The following is a 23,294-nucleotide window of genomic DNA, read 5'->3' as shown; positions in this document are numbered from 1 at the left end:
CTAAAGGAAGGTTCACTTTATTTGTAGCGCTTCATAGTAAAGGTGGTGTCTGATAATGTTGCGTATTTTTGGGTTGGGGGATAAATCCAATTCAGAACCAGAAGAAGAGACATATCGTCCAGACGAGGTTATTCAGATTCCTGTTAAAAATATCGGGCCGAATCGCTTTCAGCCGAGATCCGTGTTTGATGAAGAAAAAATACAAGAATTGGCACAAACCATTCATACACATGGAATGATTCAGCCAATTATCGTCAGGAAAGTAGATGAAGATTCATATGAACTAATCGCCGGAGAACGAAGATGGCGTGCGATCCAAACGTTGGAGTGGGAAAAGGCGCCGGTAATTATTCGGGAAATGACCGATGCGGAGACTGCTTCCGTTGCCTTGATTGAGAACCTGCAGCGGGAGGAACTGACAGTTATTGAAGAAGCAACAGCGTATGCCAAATTATTGGAACTTCATTCATTAACACAAGAGGCCTTGGCGCAACGGTTGGGTAAAAATCAATCAACAATTGCGAATAAATTAAGACTGTTGAAGTTACCCGAAAGTGTACAAACAGCATTAATGGAAAAAACAATTACCGAACGGCATGCACGGGCATTAATCAAAGTGAAGGATCCGGAACAGCAGGAAAAACTACTTGAAGAAATTTTGGACAAGGATCTCAATGTCAAACAAACTGAAGAACGGATTAAAAAATTAAATGATTCAACAGAAAGTAAAAAGAAAAAGCGACCAAAATTAAAAGGCGTTAATAAAGACATTCGAATTGCTATGAATACCATTCGGCAATCATTAAATATGGTTTCTGATACTGGAATTGATGTGGAGACAGACGAAGAAGATTTGGACGAATATTATCAGATCACCATTAAGATTCCCAAAAAGAAAGAGTAAACAGCAGGCAAGATCAACTACCCGTCCCCTTTACGATGGGTAGTTTTTGTATATGCAACAGCGGTGGCGCCCTTGATCGCTGCAGCTGGATATAGGGCTGTTATTTAAACCCTCCTTAAGCAAATTAATTTTTTTTCAACAAAGCGAAAAAGCTAGTTCTTTCTAGCAAATAAATGATAAAATAATAGATATAGAGTTTTTTAGGTAGGTGAAACCATGAATAAAACAATCGCCATCGCAAACCAAAAGGGTGGTGTAGGAAAAACAACATCTTCAGTTAATTTAAGTGCTTGCCTGGCGTCGTTTGATAAAAAAGTGTTATTGGTTGATATTGATCCGCAGGGAAATGCTACAAGTGGATTAGGTGTAAATAAGGCCGATATGGATCAATGTGTATATAATGTGCTTGTTGAAGACCTGCCTGCCGAGGAAGTTTGTGTTCCAACAAATGTTGAAAACTTGGATATAATCCCTGCCACCATTCAACTTGCTGGCGCAGAAATTGAATTAGTCCCAACTATATCCCGTGAAATTCGCTTAAAAAAAGCATTGGACAGTCTAAAGGAAAATTATGATTATATCATTATTGATTGCCCGCCATCATTAGGGTTGTTGACGATAAATGCCCTCACATCTGCGGACACAGTAATGATTCCGGTGCAATGTGAATATTACGCTTTGGAAGGACTTAGTCAATTGTTAAATACGATCCGTTTGGTACAGAAACATTTGAACAAGGAATTGATGATTGAAGGCGTTTTGTTGACGATGCTGGATGCCAGGACCAATTTGGGTATTCAGGTTATTGAAGAAGTGAAAAAGTACTTCCAGGACAAAGTATACAAGTCGATTATTCCAAGGAACATACGATTAGGTGAAGCCCCTAGTTACGGACAGCCGATCATTACGTATGATCCGAAATCAAGAGGTGCAGAAGTATATCTTGAATTAGCGAAGGAAGTGATGAGTAGTGGCGAGAGGGTTAGGTAAAGGTATTAATGCGCTTTTCCCCAAGGTAGAGGAAGATGATAAAGCGAACATTCAAGAGATTCCGATTAACGAATGCAGGCCCAATCCTTATCAACCTAGAAAAACATTTCATGCAGACGCAATTGAAGAATTGAAAGAATCGATACTTCAACATGGAATCATTCAGCCATTAATCGTTCGTGAAAGTATCAAAGGCTACGAAATTGTTGTTGGTGAAAGACGCTTTCGTGCTGCAAAAGAGGCAGGACTTTCCACAATCCCGGTTATCGTTAAAGAATTAACTGATGAAAAGATGATGGAGCTTGCATTATTGGAAAACCTGCAGCGTGAAGATTTGACACCAATAGAGGAAGCCCAAGCATACGCTAATTTGATGAATGAATTAAACATCACCCAGGAAGTTTTATCCCAGCGGCTAGGCAAAAGCAGATCACATATCGCCAACATTGTCCGTTTACTTTCATTGCCGGATCAAGTCATTGCGTATATTAATAATGGTGAACTATCAATGGGACACGGACGGGCATTGTTAGGATTAAAGGACAAGACCAAGTTGATCCCAATGGTAAAAAAAATCCGCAATGAAAAACTAAATGTTCGTCAGGTTGAACAATTAATTATTCAATTAAATAAAAAGCCGGAACCCAAAAAGGAAAAACCCAAAAAGGATATTTTTCTAAAAGAACGGGAATCTATATTACAAGATCGCTTTGGAACATCGGTTACCATTCAACGAGGAAAACGAAAGGGCAAGATCGAAATTGAATTTTATTCGGATGAAGATCTGGAACGAATTATCGAAACAATGGATTATAAATAGGATGATAGAAAAGGCTGACTTCCCTTATTAACGTCAGTCTTTTTTTCTATACATGTGTTAGGAGGGGATTCGTAAATGATTTATTTTGATCAAGCGGCATCATCATTTCCTAAGTCACCGGAAGTAACCAATGCGATGATAAAGGCAGTCGAGGTTTACGGAGCCAATCCGGGAAGAAGCGGGCATCAACTCGCACGAAAAGCATCAGAAAAAATTAATCAAACAAGAGAAAAGGCAGCTTCCTTGTTTGGACTGCAGGATCCAAAACGGGCATTGTTCTATATTAATGCGACTGTTGCAATTAATCAAGCAATTAAAGGATTGTCTTGGCAAAAAGGTGATCATGTAGTCACAACTTCATTTGAACATAATTCCATACGCAGACCGCTTGAATACATAAAAAGAACATATGGTGTATCAGTCACCTATGTACCTTGGAGAGGAAATAGTAAAACATTTATAGAAGATGTTTGTCATGCAATACAACCAAAGACGAAATTAATTGCCATGACGCATGCATCAAACGTCACCGGCACAATAATTCCACTGCACAAAATAATGACCTTTGCTAAAAACAGTGGGATTTTAACATTAGTGGATGCCTCACAAACAGCAGGGCATGTACCTATAAACATGGAGGAAATGGGAATCGACATGTTAGCTTTTCCTGGACATAAAGGGTTATTAGGCCCTCAAGGAACTGGCATGTTACTTGTACAAACGGGAATTGAATTAGAACCGATTCATCATGGTGGAACAGGCAATTTTTCTGAAGCCATCACTCAACCGGATCAATGGCCGGAACATCTGGAAAGTGGAACATTAAATACTCCAGGCATTGCTGGGCTTTTCGCAGCTTTATTAGCCTATGAACAACGAAAAACCAACAATGTTCCACGTGAAACATTGTTGGCGAAACAACTTTATCAGGAACTAAAAAAAATACCAGGTGTATTACTATATGGCCCAACAGACCAGGAAGAAAGAATACCAATTGTGGCCTTTAATGTCTTGCATGTGCCTTCACAGGAAATTGCTATGATCCTAGATTCACATTACGATATTGCGGTACGGGCAGGGTTACATTGCAGTCCGCTAACTCATGAAATGATGGGAACAACCAATATGGGAGTTGTTCGGGCGAGCCTAGGCTATTATAATACGGAAAAAGAAGTTGATACGTTTATTCAGGCAATCACAGATATTGTAGCAGCATACGAAGATATTTAGCAGATAATGGAGTTGTAGCAATGGCTTTACTAGGCACTATCATAAATGGGATATGCATTATTATTGGCAGTTTAATTGGATTGTTATTCACCAAAATACCGGAACGTTATAAAGAAACCGTTATGCAGGGGATTGGACTTGCCGTTATCCTGATTGGTTTACAAATGGCTTTTGAAGCAGATGTGATTATTATTGTACTGCTCAGCCTGTTGAGTGGGGCGATTATTGGAGAATGGCTGCATATTGAAGAAGGATTAAACCGGTTGGGAGCCTGGATTGGCAGTAAGTTTACCTCAAGTGGTGATGATTTTAGTATTGCCCAAGGGTTTATTACTGCTTCCCTTATTTTTGGTATTGGTGCCATGTCCGTAATTGGTGCATTGGACAGTGGAATTCGGGGTGACCATGAAATTTTAATTACAAAGGGAATCATCGATGGGTTTGTGGCTCTGGTACTGACAACCACACTTGGATTTGGTGTCATATTTTCTGTTATCCCTGTGCTGGTTTATGAAGGTTCGATTGCTTTATTAGCGACACAAATCGAAAATTGGCTTCCTAAAGCATTCCTGGATGGATTTATTATTGAACTTACTGCAGTGGGCGGGCTAATGATTGTAGCTATTGGACTTAATCTATTAAAATTGACCAGCATCCGGATTGGCAATTTATTACCCGCCCTCGTGACTGTTGGAATTGTATTTTATATTTATCAGCTATTTTGACCGCATTTAGTTGATATGTGGTCCACTGGTATGATGATTTATCGCAGTGTAACTGGCTGTAAGACTGCTCACTTCATGAATAGAGAAAATATGAAAATTCTAGGTGAGAGATCCAACAGCCAGTAACGGTCTGATTGGTTCAACTTCAAATATCAATTTTCGATGAGGCGATGTTTTTTTGTGAAATCATGGCGGGGAGTTTTCGACCATGTGTCAACTGGCGATCAATTTGATCCAATATGGCGGTTACCTTCTTCGCCATATCAATAACAATGGATAACCTTGTATTTTGCAGGACTGAATACTCCATAAAACCACTCACATTTACCACACCAGTTATATAGATATTCCCGATTTCAAAACCACTCACATTTACCACACCAGTTATATAGATATTCCCGATTTCCGGCAGTTGTTTATTCATGGCTGCCCCAGGCTTAATTGGCCCAACACCAGTAACAATGGATCCTACTGAACGGCTCTTTCCCAAACAGGCATCAATCGCGATAATAAACGGACAACGATGGCGGCGCTCAATATGTCGAACATAATCATGGAGATTTGCAGCATGTACCGGCTTTTTCAATGTTCCATATACCGTCATATGTCGTGGCCTTAATTCGGTAAAAAAACTACCGATTAATGGACCAAGTGCATCTCCTGTAGAACGGTCAGTGCCGATACAGACAATGACATATTCATGCGGGAACTTGGGAAGCCATGAAATGAGTTTCTCACCCATTATTTCAAGTAAATCAGGATCTGTATAGTCCATCCTGAAAACATCATTTTTTGTTTTTAACTGCTTTTTTAGATTCATAGCTTATCCTCCACAAACATATTGGTATTAGTATACGGATTTTAAAAAGGAAGTATACGTACCATATTAAAAATTATTGGAGGAACTGCAATGATTAAGGCTGGTCTTAGATGGATGTTTTTAATTATAGGCACAACGATAGGTGCTGGTTATGCATCGGGAAGAGAATTATGGCAATTTTTCGGGCATGAAAGTGGACTGGCTATCCTGTTGTTTGCCGTTTTCTTTTCCATATCTGTGTACGTCATTTTGGATCTGAGTTACCAGCGGCAATCTACAGACTATCTGCCAATTCTTCGCGACATTGTAGGTAAAAAGCTTACGGGTGTTTATGATGTCATGATTTTTTTATATCTGATTACGACTACCGTAGTCATGATTGCCGGAAGTGGTGCAACAGGACAGGCTTTTAATATTTCTTATTGGTGGGGTGTTGCTTTTATTGTCGTTACGCTTGTTTTACTGTTCTTTAAAGATATCAGCGGAATCTTATCGGTAAATCAGGTGGTTCTGCCATTATTGCTTGGCGGGCTTCTCTATATATTGCTCTTATTTACCCATGATCAGGGATTGTCTCTGTTTTCTCACTGGTATGAACAACGAAATTGGACGGCTGCCTTTCCATTTACAGCATTGAATATTCTTCCTTTGATTGCTGTTCTTGGGGCAATTGGCAATAAGATTCATTCCAAGGGAGAAATTTGGTTTGCCAGTGTTGGATGTGGCGTCATTTTGGGCACGCTCTCATATATCTATAACAATAGCCTCATCCAGATTGCTGACGAATTATTACTCTATGAAATACCGTTATTTGCAATTTTGAAGGATTACCCGTTCAGCATGCTCATCTTTATGTCTGCCATGCTCTGGTTTGCAATTTTTACGACAGCTGCTTCCGGGGTAATGGGAATAGTGACAAGGATCCAGCATTATCTGAATGTACCTTTATGGTTATTAGTGCTTTTAATTTTGCTTGTGATGGTTCCGTTAACGACCTTGGGATTCTCAACGTTAATTAACTATCTCTATCCCTTTTATGGCCTGCTTAATTTATATGTACTCACCCGCCTTCTGTTATTTCCAATTTGGAAAAAAATCGATAAAAGAAGCAGCTAAATTAGATTGCTATATTCTTTTCTTATTCTCCATATTGAGGTAAAATCTATACATGGAATAGGCTTTGCCTGAAAAAAAGAAAGTTTCCTATTTTCGGAGGGATAAAATTGGCGGAAACATTAACAGAGGCTAATAAAATAAATAGCATCAATGATTTATGGAGTTTTTTAACAGGCGCCCAGCTTTGGATTGATATATCCAAATCAATCGGCAGGGCTGTATTAATTATACTGATCGCGATAATTATTGTCCGTCTGGGGAAAAAGATTATCGAGCGGATATTTCGGAATAAACAGCGTGGCCCTTTTCGTATCACGGAACGTAGGGAAATGACGCTCAAAAAACTGATTCAGAACATGTTATCATATACCGTGTATTTTGCCGCAATTATCATGGTACTTGATAATGCTTTTGGCTTTAACGTGGGGGCACTTCTAGCGGGAGCAGGAGTTGTTGGGCTAGCAATCGGCTTTGGTGCCCAAAATCTGGTTCGTGATCTTATTTCCGGCTTCTTTATTATCTTTGAGGATCAGTTTTCGGTAGGGGATTATATTGTCGCCTCTAATGCTGAAGGAACAGTTGAAGAAATTGGGATTCGTACAACAAAGATTATGAGCTGGACAGGAGAACAGTACATTATTCCTAATGGCGATGTCACCCAGGTAACTAATTATTCGATTCATAACGGGCTGGCTGTTGTTGATATTAATGTACCATATGAAAGTGATATATTAGCAGCTGAAAAGATTATTGAGACAATCATTGAGGATTTGCCAGAGAAATATGAAGAAATTGTAGAAACACCGGTTATTCAAGGTATTCAATCATTGGAAACATCACACTATGTCATCCAGGTGATCGCCGAAACCTTGCCCGTATACCAATGGGCTGGTGCCAGAATCATTCGTAAAGAGGTCAAGGAACGACTTTATCATGAAGGTATTGAAATCCCTGCACCAAGACTTGTCATGTACACACGTGAGGAAGCACCGCAAATAAGCGGGGATGGGGTACAGGAACGGATAAGAAGCAATAGTCAATGATTAAAGCATGCAAAGGGGGATGCGATAATGCCGGATAAACAGTTTGGATTACATGATATTGTTGAAATGAAAAAACAGCATCCGTGTGGAGAAAACCGTTGGAAAATCATTCGGATGGGGATGGACATCCGCATCAAATGCATGGGCTGTAACCATAGTGTAATGATCCCGCGCAAAGAGTTTACCAAAAAGATGAAAAAGGTATTGGAAAAAGCGGAAGAGTAAAGAATGATTTTACAAAAATTGACAGATTAATCTCCCCGGCAGTTGTTAATATGAAAAAATTATGTAAAATTATTTTTTTAGCCGAGAATGTGATTTTTCGGCTGGCTAATAACAGATGAAATTAAATTTTCCATGTTCAATTGGCAAAAATGTGTCCGTTAAAAAGGCTCATTTTTGCTTTTTCGTTGCTTGTCAATTGATTGGCATGTACTTATAATGAATGGTAACGAACGCGTTCATGGAAGGAATCCTTAAGGAGTGAAAGTTAGTTATGTCTTTAACAGCAGGAATTGTTGGCCTTCCCAATGTCGGGAAATCAACATTATTTAATGCAATTACCCAAGCAGGTGCGGAGGCAGCCAACTATCCATTTGCGACAATTGATCCAAACGTTGGTATTGTTGAAGTACCTGACGATCGATTAAATAAATTAACGGAATTGGTACATCCGAAGAAAACTGTACCAACAGCTTTTGAATTTACCGATATTGCAGGTATTGTCAAAGGTGCAAGTAAAGGGGAAGGTTTGGGTAATCAATTTTTGTCCCATATTCGCCAGGTTGATGCGATTTGTCAGGTTGTACGTTGTTTTGAGGATGAAAATATTACCCATGTTTCCGGCAAGGTTGATCCTATTACTGATATTGAAGTGATAAATTTGGAATTGATCTTAGCTGATTTGGAAACTGTCAATAAACGCTATCAGCGGGTAGAAAAATTAGCCAGACAAAAGGAAAAAGGTGCGGTTGTGGAGTATGAGGTACTTACCAAATTGAAACAAGCGCTTGAAAATGAACAACCCGCACGTGTAGTCGAATTTAATGAAGAGCAGAGGAAGGTTGTTAAAGGACTACAACTATTAACAAGTAAACCAACCTTGTATGTAGCCAATATTAAAGAAGATGAAATTGCTGAACCTGATGCTAATGAGAATGTGCAAAAAGTAAAGAAATTTGCAGCCAATGAAAATGCGGAAGTAATTGTCGTCAGTGCGAAAATTGAAGAAGAAATTGCCGAATTGGATCCGGACGAAAAGGATATGTTCCTGGATGAACTGGGGATTGAAGAATCTGGGCTGGACAAGCTTATTAAAGCATCATACAACTTATTGGGACTGGCAACTTATTTTACGGCAGGTGAGCAGGAAGTTAAAGCATGGACCTTTCATAAAGGCATTAAGGCGCCACAAGCAGCAGGAATCATCCATTCTGATTTTGAACGAGGATTTATTCGCGCAGAGGTCGTTTCCTATGAGGATTTAATGGCTGCTGGATCCATGGTGCAAGCTCGTGAAAATGGTCGTGTACGTCTGGAAGGGAAAGAATATATTGTCCAAGACGGCGATGTCATCCATTTCCGTTTCAATGTATAGTTAAAGGTGTCTGGTTGTCTAAGGTCTGTATTATAAAAAAGGCTGTTTTTTAATGTGATTGCTATTAACGTATATTTGGATTCTCTCGAAATGTTGTTTTTTTAGGTCTGTTTTGGTATAATATCTCATTGTGAGTAATGTATAAGATTACTCCTTGCTCTTATTGCAGAAAATGGAAGGTTTTAACCTTTTTTCTAATAGATAAGGGCCGCTAAGACCAAAAGGAGGTGTAACGGATGACAAAATACGAGATCATGTATATCATCCGCCCAGATATCGAAGAAGAGGCGCAAACAGCTTTAATTGAGCGCTTTAACAACATTCTTACTGATAATGGAGCGGAGATTGAAAAAGTTGATGAAAAAGGCAAGCGCCGTCTTGCATATGAAATTCAAGATTATCGTGATGGCTACTACGTTGTTATCAATTTTGCGGCTGATGAAAATGCTATCAATGAGTTTGATCGCCAGGCAAAATTTAGTGACGATATTATTCGCCATATCGCAATTCGAGAAGAAGATCAATAATAAGGGGTGGTTCTGATGTTAAATCGTGTCGTACTAGTTGGCAGATTAACGAAGGATCCAGATTTACGTTATACAGCAACCGGAGTCGCGGTGGCCAACTTTACCATTGCGGTTAACCGGCCTTTTTCCAACCAGCAAGGTGAACGTGAAGCAGATTTTATTAATTGTGTCGTTTGGCGCAGAGCTGCGGAAAACCTGGCAAACTACATGAAAAAAGGTAACATGATCGGCGTTGATGGTCGGGTTCAGACACGCAGATATGAAGGACAGGATGGAAAGACCGTTTTTGTAACAGAAATTGTCGCCGAAAGTGTGCAATTTTTGGAAACAAAAAGTTCTTCACAAAGAAGTCAAGGATCCTCTGGTTTTCAGCCACAACAAAGTCCGAATCAAAACCAAAACCAGAATCAGAACCAGCCAAATCCTGAGAACCCATTTGGAAATAATGGCGAACCTATCGATATATCCGACGATGATTTACCGTTTTAGTGAGTGTTCAAAAAGGAGGATAAAAAGGACCGAGAAGTTCTAGGCGGCGTAGCTTTGAGCACCGGAGTGTACATAGAAGGTACATGAGGAGCGGAAAAGCAAGCCAACGACGAAATTCGAAGCGTCATTTTTACCGGACTTTTTGAACATCCTCTTTTAGATCATTGTTTGAACAAATAACCAAAAGGAGGGGTACAAATGGCAGCTCGTCGCGGTCGTGCAAAGCGTCGTAAAGTGTGTTACTTCACAGCGAACGGAATTACACACATCGACTATAAAGATGTTGATTTACTGAGACGTTTCATTTCAGAGCGCGGAAAGATACTTCCACGTCGTGTAACTGGAACATCTGCAAAATATCAGCGTAAATTGACCAAAGCAATCAAACGTGCTCGTCAAATGGCATTATTGCCTTACGTAGCCGAGTAATAAAATAAAGACCCTTTTGCAAGTATTCCGCGAAAGGGTCTTTATTTTATTTGATTATAATAGTGATGACGCTTTCGCCAAAAGTGCAGTTTTTCAATAAAACTAGATAACACAGCTATATTTTTCCTCTTGACTGTTCTTTTCTTCTTGGATAGACTGTAATCATTTTAATCATTAATATAATCGTATAAATAAGAAATAGCCATAGCCAGCGATCGCTAATTGGAATGAATAGCGCGATAATGGTATAGATTAAAAACGGAATCGTTGTTGTGTAAGCACACATTTTCCACAGGATGGCAAAACGGATCTTACGGGATAGCGCCCGGCTAATCAAAACACCAATATAAGCCACTGCAGATAGTATGACAAATACAAAGATCACTAACGGCAGATAATAGAAAATAAAAAAGTACATCAACAAAAAAAATATATGTACTGTAATCCCTGATTGGCTTGGGTTGGACAGTCGTTCCAGCAGAGATGGGATGGAAACAATCAGCAGAAGCAAAAACATGTACATAACGGTAATATCCATACCAATCCGATTGAGCCGGAACATGGCATTTTTAGCTGGTAGTTTGATACTATGGAGTAACGCCTGGATAAAAATCATTGCTGGACATCCTTCTTTTCTTAAGTAAGCTGGACAAATAAATTAATATCTCCCCCCTATTATAGTAAAAAAACTTGTAAAAAGCGCATGTAATATCGTTTTTACTTTTCTTTTGTTTGGATTTCCGCATTTTTCAATCCCAAAATGTCTACAAAAAATGTTATCATATAGTAATGATATGAAAAAAAGTCTGTAATTGAATGTAAGAGGTGCAATTCATGAATCGATCGAAACTACTGACAGAAGGTGCATTACTCACTGCGATTTATATGATTCTCCTTTTAATTATCACGATTGTACCAGTGGTGGGAGCTATTGCTTTCTTTCTTTTGCCAATCCCATTTGCAGTATTTGCATCACGATATAATTGGAAACCATCACTTATCATGTTTGTGGCGTGCCTGGTTCTGTCAACTTTATTTGCAACAGCCTTTTCTCCGCTAACCATTTTGATGGGGCTTGGCGGGATCATGATTGGTGTTGCCATGAATAAGAATTTGTCAGCCTATGAAACATGGGCACGGGGTACGGTTGGTTTTGTGATCGGCTTCGTATTTTTGTTTTTGATTACACAGTTGGTGTTTGATGTGAATATTGTAAAAGCAATCAACCAGGCAATTGACCAATCGATGGAGCAAGCCCAGGGAATGATGGATCAGTTTGGTTTGCCAGGGCAAGCCGAAGAACAGCTTTCCATGATTGAACAGCAGGTCGATCTGATGAAAAATTTAATTCCAGCCGGTATCGCAATAATTGGAATTATTTTTGCCTTTATCTGTCAATGGATCAGTTATAAGATTGTCAATCGTATATGGAGCAAGGATTACCGATTTCCGCCCTTTCGTAATCTGACATTGCCGGTATCACTCATATGGATTTACTTTATTGCGATTATTTTCTCTTTCTTTGATTTGGATCCAAATGGAACCTTGTATTTGGCAGTAAATAATGTGTTAATGCTCATTGGTACATTAATGATTTTACAAGGATTTTCACTGATTTTCTTTTATGCTTATCAGAAAGGCGGATCAAAGGCACTGCCGATTATCAGTATTATAGCTACACTTTTTATACCGTTCTTGGTAATTCTGGTGCGAGTCTTGGGAATCATTGATATAGGCTTTCGCTTGCGGGATCGGATTTCCGCCAATAAATAAAGTGAAATTTCATTCAGTGGGGGTTTTACAGCCCGTTAATGCGAGATAAAGAAAGAATTGTGCAATCGGCTAAACGCTGGTCGATTAAAGCCGGACGTCTTGTGCTGACGTTGGCATGACCAGCGTCTTGCGAACTGAACAAAGGTACTGGAACCGGATGGAAGGCTGCAGGACGCAGGTCAGTTCGGCGTTGCGACAGGGTCGCGGGCTTGGCCGAACTTTCCCTCCCCTGGCAATACCCAGAATAGGGCCTGGATTTTTGTACGTTCTTACCTAACGAAAAAGGTTATGGAGTGAATTCTATGCCAGATTTACAGAAGAAACCCGCATTTAGTAGACACCTATGGATTATTTATTTATTATCCATTATTCTGCTTGGTGTCATTTGGTATTATCAATGGATATTAGGGTTATTAATGACGTTATTTTTAATTGCATCGTTTTATTATAGTATTCGAACCGAGAAAACAATTATCAATGAAACAGAGGAATATATTGCGACACTCTCCCACCGGATCAAGAAGGTTGGCGAGGAAGCATTATTGGAAATGCCAATTGGAATTGTTCTGTACAATGAAGATTACATCGTTGAATGGGCGAATCCGTATATGAATCGATTCGGTGAGGAGGATATCTTAGTTGGCAAGTCATTGAATTTGCTGTCCGATGATCTCATTCCAACGATTAAGGAAGGAAAAGATGAAGTTTGGTTTGAACTGGAAGGCTATGATTTTCAGTCGATTATTAAAAAGGAAGAACGTCTGCTATACTTTTTTGACCGAACTGAGCAAAAAAAAATTCAAACATTATATGAAAATGATCAAACAATTTTAGCAATCATTTTTTTGGATAACTATGAGGAAATCACGCAAAACATGGATGATACATGGAAGAGTCAATTGAATTCAAAGGTTACAGCTGCCTTAAATGATTGGTCACATACGTATGGGCTATATCTGAAACGAACGTCACAGGAGCGGTTTCTGGCAGTTGGCACAAGGGAAATTCTTGGTAAATTGGAAAAGACCAAGTTTAATATTCTTGACGAGATAAGAGAACTTAATTCAGAACAGAATATTCCATTGACGATCAGTATCGGCGTTGGTTATGGTGAGATGCTGTTACCTGCACTCGGGGAATTGGCACAATCGAGCCTTGACCTGGCACTGGGCCGCGGGGGTGACCAGGTTGCGATTAAGGATGATCTGGGAAAAGTTCGATTCTATGGCGGGAAAACCAATCCAATGGAAAAACGTACAAGGGTCAGGGCTCGTGTTATCTCCCATGCACTGAAGGAATTAGTGAAGGAGAGTGATCAAGTACTGATTATGGGGCATAAGTCACCTGATATGGATTCGGTTGGTGCCGCAATTGGTATTTTAAATATTGCCAGAGCCAATGATGTGGAAGGGTATATTGTGCTTGATCCGAATGATATTAATTCAAGCATTACCCGGATGATGGACGCGATTAAAAAAGAGGAAAGTTTATGGAACCACTTTATTGAGCCAGATGAAGCAGAAACAATTGTTACTAGCAGAAGCCTGGTTGTTGTTGTTGATACGCACAAACCGTCTATGATGGCTGATCCTCGATTGTTAAGTAAAACCGACTTTAAGGTTATCATTGACCATCACCGCCGTGCTGAGGAATTCGTGGATAATCCGACACTTGTATATATGGAACCGTACGCATCATCGACAGCAGAATTGGTTACAGAGTTGTTGGAGTATCAGCCGAAAACATTAAAATTGAAAATGCTGGAGGCAACCACACTGCTTGCTGGTATTATTATTGACACGAAAAGTTTCACATTACGAACGGGATCACGAACATTCGATGCTGCATCCTATTTACGTTCCAAGGGTGCTGACACGGTGTTGGTGCAGCAATTTATGAAAGAGGACTTAAATATTTATGTGAAGCGCAGTAAGTTAATCGAACGCGCTACAGTTTATCATCATTCGGTTGCCATAGCCAAGGGAATCAAGGGGGAAACCTATGGATCTGTGCTAATTGCCCAGGCAGCGGATACGCTGTTGACGATGAGTGGAATCGAAGCTTCATTCGTTATTTCTGAACGGGAAGATGGTAAAATTGGTATAAGTGCAAGGTCACTCGGTGATGTAAATGTGCAGGTTATTATGGAGAAAATGAACGGCGGCGGTCATTTAACCAATGCCGCAACACAAATTGAGGATACTACCATGGATGACGCTGAAGCACTGTTAAAAGAAATACTTGAAGATTATTTTGGAGGAGGAGAATTAGAATGAAAGTTATCTTCTTAAAAGACGTGAAAGGTAAAGGAAAAAAAGGCGACGTTAAAAATGTTTCTGATGGATATGCCCGTAATTATTTACTAAAGAATAAATTAGCTGAAGAAGCAACAGAAGGTAATATGAAGGCATTAAATGCTAAAAAGCGTAAAGCAGCTCAAGAAGAACAAGCGGAAAAAGATGAGGCTATAAAATTAAAAGATACCCTTGCCAATCTAACTGTTGAGTTGCAAGCAAAGTCAGGAGATAACGGTCGTCTGTTTGGCTCCATTACCAGCAAACAGATCGCTGAAACATTGGAAAAATCGTACGGCTATAAGCTCGATAAACGTAAAATTGAACTGGATGAACCAATCCGGGCTTTGGGATACACAACCGTCCCGATAAAACTCCATCCCGAAGTAACAGGTTCCATAAAAGTACACGTCACAGAAAAATAGGGACAGAGGGACGGTTCTCCTGTCCCATCGTTTTCATACAAGTGCGTGTTCAAAAAGGAGGATAAAAAGGACCGAGAAGTTCTAGGCGGCGTAGCTTTGAGCACCGTAGTGTACATAAAAGGTACATGAGGAGCGGAAAAGCAAGCCAACGACGAAATTCGACGTGTCATTTTTACCGGACTTTTTGAACATCCTCTACAAGGGAAACGATGGCTTGATAAGTAACCAACCCTTAGTCACTCCGATTTATAAGAGGAGAAATGAAACAAATGAATGAGAATTGGAATGATCGTACACCACCACATAATATTGAAGCGGAACAGGCGGTCATTGGTGCTATTTTCCTTGAACCTGAGGCTTTTTCCCAAGCCTCTGAACGGTTAATGCCGGCGGATTTCTATCGGGCCGGTCATCAACGCATCTTTGAGACAATGATGCGGCTCTCCGACCTTGGTGAACCGATTGACCTGGTCACGGTAACTACATCATTATCAAATGCAAAACTGTTAGATGAGGTTGGCGGGGTCTCCTATTTGACCGATCTGGCTGGCAGTGTCCCAACCGCTGCTAACATTGGTTATTACAGTAAAATTGTTGAAGAAAAATCGATACTGCGCCGGTTAATCCGAACCGCAACAGACATTGTTACTACCGGTTACACCAGAGAAGATGATGTCGATGATGTTTTAAATGAGGCGGAGAAAAATATTCTCGAAGTTTCACAGCGACAAAGTGCCGGCGCTTTTAAGTCTATCAAGGACGTATTAATAGAGGTCTACGATGATATTGAAATGCTGCATAATCATCAAGCGGATGTCACAGGCGTACCAACAGGGTATCGGGATCTTGATCAAATTACCTCAGGGTTTCAGCGCAACGACCTGATTATTATCGCTGCCCGTCCATCAGTCGGTAAGACCGCATTTGCGTTAAATATTGCGCAAAACGTGGCTATTAATACCAATGAAAATGTGGCGATCTTCAGCTTGGAGATGGGCGCCGAGCAGCTTGTCCAGCGGATGCTTTGTGCGGAGGGCAATATTGATGCTCAGCGTCTTCGGACAGGTACGCTGGAGGCCGATGACTGGGGAAAGTTGACGATGGCAATGGGGAGCTTGTCCAACGCTGGTATTTATATTGATGACTCACCTGGAATCCGTGTTAGTGAAATTCGCTCCAAATGTCGGCGGTTAAAACAAGAACATGGATTGGGTATGATCCTGATTGATTATTTGCAGCTCATCCAGGGAAGTGGCAATTCCAGAGAAAACAGACAACAGGAAGTATCCGAAATTTCCCGGTCATTAAAAGGACTTGCCCGGGAATTGAATGTACCATTAATTGCTTTATCACAGCTATCCCGTGGTGTGGAGCAGCGTCAGGATAAACGCCCGATGATGTCGGACTTACGTGAATCCGGAAGTATTGAACAGGATGCTGACATTGTTGGATTCTTATATCGTGATGATTATTATGATCAGGAATCGGAAAAACAAAACATTATTGAGATTATCATTTCCAAACAGCGTAATGGCCCTGTTGGCACAGTGGAGCTTGCTTTCGTAAAGGAATATAATAAGTTCGTTGATTTGGATCACCGTTACCAGGAAAGTGACATCCCGCCAGTACCGGTATAAGGCGGATTCTCAGGGGAACCCCGGTAACGCACAAAATCTTCAATTGAGAAAAGATCCTCCATTAAAAACTAACTCAAGCTGGTTTCTATGCAAGCTCCACAGCCTTCAAACATAGGAAGGCTTATTTTTTTCGTTCTGTTGTGAACCTTGAAATACTGGATAAACTAAGTCTTATTAGCTTATAAATCCAGGAGGAAAAAAACAATGGCAGACTTTTGCCCGGTTCTGTGGCCGGAGGAACCAACACCGAAAAATGAAAAATCATGTAAGGAATGTGGTCTTTATCAGCATGGTTCAAGAATGATTTGGGGTGAAGGGAACCCCGATGCTCCGATTATGGTTTTATTGGACAATCCAGGGGCGCGGGAAAACCGTGAAGGAAACCCGTTTGTCTGTGGCACAAGGCAAACATTGCAAACAGCCGCCAATGATGCAGGATTAAACATGCATGATTTATATGTAACCTTTATATTAAAGCGAAAGCCAACTAAAAAATATGACAAAGAAGCGACCAGAGCTATTTGTATGAACCATCTGGAGCAACAACTGCAAGCAAAACAGCCGGCATTTGTGTTGTGTTTGGGGAATGTCGCTGTCCAATCGTTTTTTCAAGATGTTCATGTTGATGTAAAATCACTACGCGGTCAAATGCACGATGTACGAGGATATCAAACCTGTACCGCTTACCACCCATTAGCAGTCAGACGCCGGCCAAATTTATGGAAGTTATTTCTGGAAGATTGGCGATTCCTCGCTAACAACTACCAAACACGCATGAGGCTAAGTATCAATTAAGGGGGATAACCACATCATATTAGCTGTCCTCCCCCTAAAATTAAAAATAGAACAAAAGACATTTGGCCAAAAGTAAGGTAAAATAGACAAAAGCATGTGACTAAAAGGATGTGACTGGATTGAGTCAGAAAATATTAGTTGTTGATGATGAACAGCCCATTGCAGATATATTGAAATTTAATTTGGAAAAAGAGGGTTATCAGGTTGTTTGCGCATATGACGGAGACGAGGCGATTGAACTTGCGCAAAGTGAGGAACCTGATTTAATATTGCTGGATCTTATGTTGCCTAACAAAGATGGCAATGAAGTATGCCGGGAAATCCGTAAAACCCAATCAATGCCGATTATTATGTTGACGGCAAAAGATGCGGAAATCGATAAAGTTCTGGGCCTTGAACTTGGTGCAGATGATTACGTTACCAAACCGTTTAGTAATCGGGAACTAGTTGCCCGGGTGAAGGCAAATCTGAGAAGACAACAGAATATCCCGGATGATAAGGTAAAAGCAACCAAAGATATTGTGATGGGGAACCTTGTGATTCACCCGGATGCATACGCTGTTACCCGAAATGGAGAACAGGTGGAACTGACCCATCGTGAATTTGAATTATTGCATTATTTGGCACGTCATATCGGACAAGTCATGACCAGGGAACACCTGCTGGAAACAGTCTGGGGGTATGATTATTTTGGTGATGTACGGACGGTTGATGTAACGGTCAGAAGACTTCGTGAAAAAATTGAGGAGAATCCAAGTAACCCCATGTGGATTGTGACACGCCGTGGAGTTGGTTATTATTTGCGTAATCCTGGCGAGGAGTAGGTTTTTATGAACAAAGTCGGTTTTTTCCGATCGATACAATTAAAATTTATCATTATTTATATTTTACTCCTTGTCGTCGCCGTACAAGTTATTGGCTCCTATGTTGCAAGGGAATTGGAGGAACGCTTGACCTCCAACTTTAAGGAATCCGTGGATAATCGTGTCGAGTATTTATCTTTTAATTTGAAAGATGCCTTTACAGAGGAACGTACCGAGGATGAAACGGAGCCCACGTTACAGGAGGATGTCCAGGAAATCGTTAATAATATTGGCCCTGAAGAGATTACTAGCTTACAAGTAGTCAACAATGTCGGCCGGGTACTGGGTGCCAATAGTTATTCTGATCAGGATAAGATTGGGAAGAAAACAACGGGTGATCTAATTACAAAGGCTCTTTCTTCTGATGTTTCCTATAAAAATACAATGTTAAGTGCGGAGACGGGAAATAGGGTTTATGTACGGATAGAACCGCTTAAAATCGGCGAAGATATCGTCGGTGCCATCTACTTGGAAGCATCATTGGAAAATGTCTACAATCAATTGCAGGAAATCAGCCGGATATTCTTGCAGGCATCGATTTTGGCAATTATTGTTTCTGCGTTATTGGGAATCCTCGTTGCCAGGACGATTACCAAGCCAATTACCGAAATGCGTCGACAGGCCCAAACGATGGCTAAAGGTGATTTTACACAAAAGGTTAATGTTTACGCCCAAGACGAGATTGGTAACCTGGCAGAGGCATTTAACGATATGAACGATCAACTCAAACACTCGTATGCAACCGTTGAGGAAGAGCGGCATAAGCTAAGCAGTGTTCTGTCCAATATGTCTGATGGGGTTATTGCAACCGATGCAACCGGAGCTATTAATTTAATTAATGATGCAGCAGGTAAATTGATTAGCCGTAATCCCGACGATGTAAAAGGTGAATTCCTGCTTGATGTGCTGCAATTGGGAGAAAAAGACGTCGATTTATCCCAAATGCAGGAGAGCGGATCAATGGTCATTGACTTCAGTGAAGCAGATGATATCTTTCTTATTCGGGCAAACTTTTCCACCATCTCTGATGACGAAGATGACATTATTGGCTTTATTACGGTGATTAGTGATGTAACGGAACAAGAAAAAGTGGAACAGGAACGAAGGGAATTTGTATCAAACGTGTCCCACGAGTTGCGCACCCCATTAACAACGATGCGGAGCTATATGGAGGCACTGACCGATGGTGCCTGGCAGGACAAATCGATTGCGCCGAAATTCTTACAAGTGGCACAAAATGAAACGGAACGAATGATTCGAATGGTCAATGATTTGCTGCAGCTGTCCCGGATGGATAATAAGCAATATGGGCTGCATTGGGAAAAAACAGACTTTATAGCTTATATTAATCATATTATCGATCGGTTTGAGATGAATGCTTATGAGGGGATCGGTTTCAGCCGTAAATTGCCTCATGGTGTATATTATGTCTGGATGGACAAGGACAAGATGACCCAGGTATTGGATAATATCATTTCCAATGCCGTTAAATATTCTCCTGAGGGCGGGATGATTTGTGTTAGTGTTGAGAAACAACGGTATCAATTATTAGTCAGTATTCAGGATGAAGGTATTGGTATCTCTTATGATAAGGTAGACAGGGTGTTCGACCGTTTTTACCGGGCAGATAAAGCAAGAACAAGAAAACTTGGCGGAACTGGTTTAGGATTGGCAATAGCCAGGGAATTGGTGGAAGCACACCATGGCAGGATTTGGGCTAAAAGCAGACAAGGCAAAGGGACAACTATTTATTTCACCCTTCCGTTGATGAATCAGAAGCGGAGGACCGGCTAATGAAATTAGAAACGGTAAAATCAGTTATTTTGGCAGTTTTAATTGGAATTAGCTTGTTGTTGACATTGGGACTTTGGAGTTACCAGCCAAATTACAAATTTATGGCGAATATGGAATATGCGGAGGCAGGTATTGGCGGTGTAGATGACGTACACAAGAAAGATGTCATTGTACCTACATCCGTCATCTTTCATCGTTATAATCGTGTTTATGGATTCGCGGATCCAAAGCAACGGGAGTCATTATATCGGGATATGCAGTCCTGGGTGATGTATAATTTTAAAACAGGAAAAGCGGATGGTCCGCCCACTGATGATTATCAGGTAGAGCTGACATTTCCTTATAAACTACCGATGAAAATCCTGGATAGTCTATTTTCGTTTAATGAAAAAATTGACTTGCCAGACTGGTCGTTTCAGCGGATATACATCACTTTTAATGAGGACTTGTCATTAAAAGTGCAATTTTTATCAGAGAATGGTGATCAGCGCGCAACTGCCCTTGTCAATAACTCCAAAAAATATAATGAATTATGGAATTATGTAACCAATCCAAAAGAGTTAAGTGAGTATATCCTATTCAAAGAATCAGATACACCCATTTATATTCCTAAAAATAAACCGGAGATGAAACAAAGAAGGGTTGCCATGCAGAGTATTAACCCGGGTGAGCTTGTGGATGTATTGTTTAGTAATCCAGAAATCGTTCGTCGGGACACAACAAATGCCGGAGGGGTTTACTATACGGACGAGGTACGTGGTATGCGTGTAAAAGGAGATGGTAAGAGTATCGAATTCTTTAACACATTAAATACCAGTTACAACCAAATGGAACCAATGAATTTGTTGGATACCAGTATAAACAATATTAATGAACAAAAAGGCTGGACAAGTGAATTTCATCTGGAGGAATTACGGCCAGCAACCAACTTTATACGCTATCGTATGTTCTATTCTGGTTATCCAGTCTTTAACAGTGATTTAGCTGTCATTGAGCAGGAGTTTCGGAATGACGATTTATATAAATACCAGCGCCCTATCGTCAGTTTCAATACCTCGCCAGGTGAAAACACCGTAGAATTGCCTTCAGGTGAGGATGTTATTTACATGATCGACAAGTCTGATATGAAAGCAGATGAAATTGATGATATCAGAATTGGTTATCATTTGGCAGCGGAAGATGATGATTTGCCCTATTTGACCATGAAGCCAGCTTGGTATGTGAAATATAATGGGAACTGGCAGGAATTAGAGTTCGACAAATTATCCATCAATAAGGGGGGAGCTTGAGGATGCAATGGAGTCAGATTAAAACACTGTTTATCCTCTGCTTTCTCGTGTTGGACGTGTATTTAGCCGTTCAGTTTTTTCAAAAACAGGAAAAGAATGATTTGGATATTATGGAACAACAGGAGTCGACGATTGAACAGCAATTAAAACTGGAGGATATTACATTACCAAAAATGCCGGATGGAGAACTGGAGGAATCCTACATTTCTCTCAAGCAAAAAAGCTTTTCAGAGTCTGACTTGAGCGGGATTGCCAGTACAGACAACCAAAAAATAACTGTTGTGAAAGATAAATTACTTGTTTCCAAATTTGATAAACCTATCCCCATTAAAGATAGTGATGAAGCAAAAGATGTCATCAAGAATAACGTGTTCTCTCCTGACAGTTATGTTTATTGGGATTGGGATAAGGATTTGAATGTGATCATTTATTTCCAAAAGAAAGATAAACTGCCTGTCTATTATAACGACAAAGGTCTGTTGCTCGTATTCTTAAACGATAAGAACGAGATTGTTTGCTATACACAAACCATGCTGGGTAAGGAAAATAAAGATTTTGATAATAGCAAGAAGCCGCTGATTAAGCCGATTCGGGCCATTGATACATTGTATAATCACAATGAACTGCATACAGGTGAGAAAATTACCAGTGCAAAAGTGGGCTATTACACAACCCAACCTATTGCCAGTGATGAGCAAACATTTGCACCGACATGGAAGATCACAGTAAATGGAAAACGTAATTATTTTATCCATGCGATCGAAGGGTTTGCTTTTCCTAATGATGATGATAGCACTTTTCTAAAAGATTCCATTACCTCTATCAAAAGCTCCCTCACTGCTGTTAAAGGGGATAGGGATTTCAAGGGGATTATAAAGCAGCTGGATCAAAAATTAGAGACAAATAAACGGGGTGAAGAGGAATGACCTTACGATTTAGTGTATTGGCATCAGGAAGTACAGGAAATGCCTTTTATATCGAATCGGATAGCCAAAAGCTGCTTGTTGACGCAGGACTTAGTGGTAAGAAAATGGATCATTTATTTAGGCAAGTTCAAGTAGATCCGAAAACATTATCCGGAATTCTGGTCACGCATGAACACAGTGACCATATTAAAGGGCTTGGGATCGTTGCACGCAAATACAACTTACCAATTTATGCGAATGAAAAAACATGGAAGGCTATGGAAGGATCGATTGGGAAGCTCTCCCTCGACCAAAAGTTTTATTTTGAAATGGAGGAAGTTAAAACATTCGGTGATATAGAAGTGGAATCATTTGGTGTTTCCCATGATGCTGCTGAACCGATGTTTTATACGTTTCGACATGATGGTAAGAAAGTTGCCCTTGTAACAGATTTGGGCTATGTATCCGAGCGAATCAAGAAGACGGTTGAGAGTGCGGATGCCTACATATTTGAGGCGAACCATGATGTGGAAATGCTGCGGATGGGAAGATATCCATGGAATGTCAAACGCCGTATTCTGGGCGATTCCGGTCATGTTTCCAATGATGATAGTGGATTGGCATTATGTGATATAATTTCCAATCGTACCAAGCGTATTTATTTGGCCCATTTAAGTCAAGATAATAACATGAAAGATCTGGCTCGCATGTCTGTTGGCAATGTACTTGGGGAACGAGGAATTGATGTGGGGCACACGATTGAGTTATGTGATACAGATCCTTATCAGCCAACAACCTTATACGAAGTCGGTTAAGCGAAAACCCAATT

24 protein-coding genes are annotated in these 23,294 nt (G+C 40.3%); 22 read left to right on the top strand and 2 right to left on the bottom strand.

Features of this window, described 5'->3' with window-relative positions:
- Positions 1 to 55 precede the first annotated feature (55 nt).
- The 5 genes from noc (at position 56) to O2S85_RS18605 (ending at position 4,669) form a co-directional block, all read left to right on the top strand.
- Positions 56 to 904, top strand: coding sequence for a nucleoid occlusion protein (gene noc, locus O2S85_RS18625; RefSeq protein ID WP_269410772.1), 849 nt, complete (start codon positions 56 to 58; stop codon positions 902 to 904).
- A gap of 216 nt (positions 905 to 1,120) precedes the next feature.
- Complete coding sequence (locus O2S85_RS18620) at positions 1,121 to 1,894, top strand: ParA family protein (RefSeq protein ID WP_269410771.1); 774 nt, start codon at positions 1,121 to 1,123, stop codon at positions 1,892 to 1,894.
- Positions 1,875 to 2,714, top strand: coding sequence for a ParB/RepB/Spo0J family partition protein (locus O2S85_RS18615; protein ID WP_269410770.1), 840 nt, complete (start codon positions 1,875 to 1,877; stop codon positions 2,712 to 2,714). The genes O2S85_RS18620 and O2S85_RS18615 overlap by 20 nt, the downstream gene beginning before the upstream one ends.
- Before the next feature lie 75 nt (positions 2,715 to 2,789).
- Positions 2,790 to 3,944: an aminotransferase class V-fold PLP-dependent enzyme gene (locus tag O2S85_RS18610; protein WP_269410769.1), complete on the top strand. Its 1,155-nt coding sequence runs from the start codon at positions 2,790 to 2,792 to the stop codon at positions 3,942 to 3,944.
- A gap of 20 nt (positions 3,945 to 3,964) precedes the next feature.
- The gene (locus O2S85_RS18605) at positions 3,965 to 4,669 is read left to right on the top strand and encodes a DUF554 domain-containing protein (RefSeq protein ID WP_269410768.1); all 705 of its coding nucleotides are present in this window, start codon (positions 3,965 to 3,967) and stop codon (positions 4,667 to 4,669) included.
- A 145-nt stretch (positions 4,670 to 4,814) separates the two neighbouring features.
- Here O2S85_RS18605 and yyaC read toward each other — a convergent pair whose 3' ends face one another.
- A complete protein-coding gene (gene yyaC, locus O2S85_RS18600) occupies positions 4,815 to 5,489 on the bottom strand; it encodes a spore protease YyaC (protein ID WP_269410767.1) in 675 nt (224 codons plus the stop codon).
- Between the two features lie 90 nt (positions 5,490 to 5,579).
- Between yyaC and O2S85_RS18595 the strand changes: the two genes are divergently transcribed.
- The 7 genes from O2S85_RS18595 to rpsR all read left to right on the top strand — a co-directional run bounded on the left by O2S85_RS18595 (position 5,580) and on the right by rpsR (position 10,690).
- Positions 5,580 to 6,605, top strand: a complete 1,026-nt coding sequence (locus O2S85_RS18595; RefSeq protein ID WP_269410766.1) for a hypothetical protein — start codon at positions 5,580 to 5,582, stop codon at positions 6,603 to 6,605.
- Between the two features lie 107 nt (positions 6,606 to 6,712).
- Positions 6,713 to 7,648, top strand: a complete 936-nt coding sequence (locus tag O2S85_RS18590) for a mechanosensitive ion channel family protein (RefSeq protein ID WP_269410765.1) — start codon at positions 6,713 to 6,715, stop codon at positions 7,646 to 7,648.
- 27 nt (positions 7,649 to 7,675) lie between these two features.
- On the top strand, positions 7,676 to 7,873 hold the full coding sequence (locus O2S85_RS18585; RefSeq protein WP_269410764.1) for a DUF951 domain-containing protein: 198 nt from the start codon (positions 7,676 to 7,678) through the stop codon (positions 7,871 to 7,873).
- A 271-nt stretch (positions 7,874 to 8,144) separates the two neighbouring features.
- Positions 8,145 to 9,245 (top strand): redox-regulated ATPase YchF, encoded by a 1,101-nt coding sequence (gene ychF / locus O2S85_RS18580; protein ID WP_269410763.1) that lies wholly within the window; start codon positions 8,145 to 8,147, stop codon positions 9,243 to 9,245.
- 236 nt (positions 9,246 to 9,481) lie between these two features.
- On the top strand, positions 9,482 to 9,772 hold the full coding sequence (gene rpsF, locus O2S85_RS18575) for a 30S ribosomal protein S6 (protein ID WP_269410762.1): 291 nt from the start codon (positions 9,482 to 9,484) through the stop codon (positions 9,770 to 9,772).
- 15 nt (positions 9,773 to 9,787) lie between these two features.
- Complete coding sequence (gene ssb / locus O2S85_RS18570) at positions 9,788 to 10,261, top strand: single-stranded DNA-binding protein (protein ID WP_269410761.1); 474 nt, start codon at positions 9,788 to 9,790, stop codon at positions 10,259 to 10,261.
- A gap of 198 nt (positions 10,262 to 10,459) precedes the next feature.
- On the top strand, positions 10,460 to 10,690 hold the full coding sequence (gene rpsR / locus O2S85_RS18565; RefSeq protein WP_170840739.1) for a 30S ribosomal protein S18: 231 nt from the start codon (positions 10,460 to 10,462) through the stop codon (positions 10,688 to 10,690).
- A 115-nt stretch (positions 10,691 to 10,805) separates the two neighbouring features.
- Here the strand turns inward: rpsR and O2S85_RS18560 are convergent, their stop codons facing one another.
- A complete protein-coding gene (locus tag O2S85_RS18560) occupies positions 10,806 to 11,306 on the bottom strand; it encodes a DUF1189 family protein (protein ID WP_269410760.1) in 501 nt (166 codons plus the stop codon).
- 218 nt (positions 11,307 to 11,524) lie between these two features.
- On the opposite strand from O2S85_RS18560, the gene O2S85_RS18555 reads away from it, so the two are divergent.
- The 10 genes from O2S85_RS18555 (at position 11,525) to O2S85_RS18510 (ending at position 23,280) form a co-directional block, all read left to right on the top strand.
- Positions 11,525 to 12,463, top strand: a complete 939-nt coding sequence (locus O2S85_RS18555) for a YybS family protein (RefSeq protein WP_269410759.1) — start codon at positions 11,525 to 11,527, stop codon at positions 12,461 to 12,463.
- Positions 12,464 to 12,765: 302 nt separating this feature from the next.
- Positions 12,766 to 14,739 carry a DHH family phosphoesterase gene (locus O2S85_RS18550; RefSeq protein WP_269410758.1) on the top strand — a complete coding sequence of 658 codons (1,974 nt, stop codon included), beginning with the start codon at positions 12,766 to 12,768 and terminating at the stop codon, positions 14,737 to 14,739.
- A complete protein-coding gene (gene rplI / locus O2S85_RS18545) occupies positions 14,736 to 15,182 on the top strand; it encodes a 50S ribosomal protein L9 (protein WP_269410757.1) in 447 nt (148 codons plus the stop codon). The genes O2S85_RS18550 and rplI overlap by 4 nt, the downstream gene beginning before the upstream one ends.
- A 269-nt stretch (positions 15,183 to 15,451) precedes the next feature.
- On the top strand, positions 15,452 to 16,819 hold the full coding sequence (gene dnaB, locus O2S85_RS18540) for a replicative DNA helicase (protein ID WP_269410756.1): 1,368 nt from the start codon (positions 15,452 to 15,454) through the stop codon (positions 16,817 to 16,819).
- 204 nt (positions 16,820 to 17,023) lie between these two features.
- Positions 17,024 to 17,614 (top strand): uracil-DNA glycosylase, encoded by a 591-nt coding sequence (locus O2S85_RS18535; RefSeq protein WP_269410755.1) that lies wholly within the window; start codon positions 17,024 to 17,026, stop codon positions 17,612 to 17,614.
- A 119-nt stretch (positions 17,615 to 17,733) separates the two neighbouring features.
- Positions 17,734 to 18,438, top strand: a complete 705-nt coding sequence (gene yycF / locus O2S85_RS18530) for a response regulator YycF (RefSeq protein ID WP_269410754.1) — start codon at positions 17,734 to 17,736, stop codon at positions 18,436 to 18,438.
- 6 nt (positions 18,439 to 18,444) lie between these two features.
- Positions 18,445 to 20,271 (top strand): cell wall metabolism sensor histidine kinase WalK, encoded by a 1,827-nt coding sequence (walK, locus tag O2S85_RS18525; protein WP_269410753.1) that lies wholly within the window; start codon positions 18,445 to 18,447, stop codon positions 20,269 to 20,271.
- Positions 20,271 to 21,560, top strand: a complete 1,290-nt coding sequence (locus tag O2S85_RS18520) for a YycH family regulatory protein (protein WP_269410752.1) — start codon at positions 20,271 to 20,273, stop codon at positions 21,558 to 21,560. Before walK ends, O2S85_RS18520 begins: the two co-directional genes overlap by 1 nt.
- A 2-nt stretch (positions 21,561 to 21,562) precedes the next feature.
- Entirely contained in the window at positions 21,563 to 22,486 is a 924-nt protein-coding gene (locus O2S85_RS18515; protein WP_269410751.1) for a two-component system regulatory protein YycI, read from the top strand.
- The gene (locus O2S85_RS18510) at positions 22,483 to 23,280 is read left to right on the top strand and encodes an MBL fold metallo-hydrolase (RefSeq protein WP_269410750.1); all 798 of its coding nucleotides are present in this window, start codon (positions 22,483 to 22,485) and stop codon (positions 23,278 to 23,280) included. The genes O2S85_RS18515 and O2S85_RS18510 overlap by 4 nt, the downstream gene beginning before the upstream one ends.
- Positions 23,281 to 23,294: the final 14 nt, after the last annotated feature.

The organism is Lentibacillus daqui (assembly GCF_027186265.1).
Taxonomy (GTDB): domain Bacteria; phylum Bacillota; class Bacilli; order Bacillales; family Amphibacillaceae; genus Lentibacillus_C; species Lentibacillus_C daqui.
The sequence above is the reverse complement of the archived record's forward strand: the minus strand, read 5'-3'. Positions and strand labels throughout refer to the sequence as shown.

Bases quoted from the DNA above. Each gene is read 5' to 3' on its own strand.
- noc (WP_269410772.1), top strand. From the start codon at position 56: ATGTTGCGTATTTTTGGGTTGGGGGATAAATCCAATTCAGAACCAGAA.
- O2S85_RS18620 (WP_269410771.1), top strand. From the start codon at position 1,121: ATGAATAAAACAATCGCCATCGCAAACCAAAAGGGTGGTGTAGGAAAA.
- O2S85_RS18610 (WP_269410769.1), top strand. From the start codon at position 2,790: ATGATTTATTTTGATCAAGCGGCATCATCATTTCCTAAGTCACCGGAA.
- O2S85_RS18605 (WP_269410768.1), top strand. From the start codon at position 3,965: ATGGCTTTACTAGGCACTATCATAAATGGGATATGCATTATTATTGGC.
- yyaC (WP_269410767.1), bottom strand. From the start codon at position 5,489: ATGAATCTAAAAAAGCAGTTAAAAACAAAAAATGATGTTTTCAGGATG.
- O2S85_RS18595 (WP_269410766.1), top strand. From the start codon at position 5,580: ATGATTAAGGCTGGTCTTAGATGGATGTTTTTAATTATAGGCACAACG.
- O2S85_RS18585 (WP_269410764.1), top strand. From the start codon at position 7,676: ATGCCGGATAAACAGTTTGGATTACATGATATTGTTGAAATGAAAAAA.
- ychF (WP_269410763.1), top strand. From the start codon at position 8,145: ATGTCTTTAACAGCAGGAATTGTTGGCCTTCCCAATGTCGGGAAATCA.
- rpsF (WP_269410762.1), top strand. From the start codon at position 9,482: ATGACAAAATACGAGATCATGTATATCATCCGCCCAGATATCGAAGAA.
- ssb (WP_269410761.1), top strand. From the start codon at position 9,788: ATGTTAAATCGTGTCGTACTAGTTGGCAGATTAACGAAGGATCCAGAT.
- rpsR (WP_170840739.1), top strand. From the start codon at position 10,460: ATGGCAGCTCGTCGCGGTCGTGCAAAGCGTCGTAAAGTGTGTTACTTC.
- O2S85_RS18560 (WP_269410760.1), bottom strand. From the start codon at position 11,306: ATGATTTTTATCCAGGCGTTACTCCATAGTATCAAACTACCAGCTAAA.
- O2S85_RS18555 (WP_269410759.1), top strand. From the start codon at position 11,525: ATGAATCGATCGAAACTACTGACAGAAGGTGCATTACTCACTGCGATT.
- O2S85_RS18550 (WP_269410758.1), top strand. From the start codon at position 12,766: ATGCCAGATTTACAGAAGAAACCCGCATTTAGTAGACACCTATGGATT.
- rplI (WP_269410757.1), top strand. From the start codon at position 14,736: ATGAAAGTTATCTTCTTAAAAGACGTGAAAGGTAAAGGAAAAAAAGGC.
- dnaB (WP_269410756.1), top strand. From the start codon at position 15,452: ATGAATGAGAATTGGAATGATCGTACACCACCACATAATATTGAAGCG.
- O2S85_RS18535 (WP_269410755.1), top strand. From the start codon at position 17,024: ATGGCAGACTTTTGCCCGGTTCTGTGGCCGGAGGAACCAACACCGAAA.
- walK (WP_269410753.1), top strand. From the start codon at position 18,445: ATGAACAAAGTCGGTTTTTTCCGATCGATACAATTAAAATTTATCATT.
- O2S85_RS18520 (WP_269410752.1), top strand. From the start codon at position 20,271: ATGAAATTAGAAACGGTAAAATCAGTTATTTTGGCAGTTTTAATTGGA.
- O2S85_RS18515 (WP_269410751.1), top strand. From the start codon at position 21,563: ATGCAATGGAGTCAGATTAAAACACTGTTTATCCTCTGCTTTCTCGTG.
- O2S85_RS18510 (WP_269410750.1), top strand. From the start codon at position 22,483: ATGACCTTACGATTTAGTGTATTGGCATCAGGAAGTACAGGAAATGCC.